The organism is Pseudomonas sp. SIMBA_068 (assembly GCF_046534705.1).
GTDB classification, from domain to species: Bacteria; Pseudomonadota; Gammaproteobacteria; order Pseudomonadales; family Pseudomonadaceae; genus Aquipseudomonas; species Aquipseudomonas putida.
Genome location: NZ_JAWRYI010001736.1, coordinates 1 through 233, shown reverse-complemented (window position 1 = coordinate 233; position 233 = coordinate 1). Strand labels below are relative to the sequence as shown.

Genomic DNA, 233 nt, shown 5'->3' with positions numbered 1-233 from the left:
ATGTGGTACTTAACATCACCAGAACTTAATGTATCTTTATGCTTGCCAGCGAATTCATCAAAAAGCTCTGATGGATTTTTACCTAAAACGTTCACTAAAACGTTCAAGCGTCCGCGGTGAGCCATACCAATTACGGCTTCTTGTTGGCCACTTTCACCAGCTCGGTGAATTAGCCCTTTAAGCATAGGTACTAATGCATCCCCACCTTCTAGTGAGAACCGTTTTGCACCAGG

General features: G+C 43.8%; 1 protein-coding gene. It reads right to left on the bottom strand.

Translation table 11 applies throughout. The annotated features are described in order from the left end of the window. The coding region (locus SB756_RS35690) for a hypothetical protein (protein ID WP_410913966.1) at positions 1–233 on the bottom strand (233 nt) is incomplete at both ends.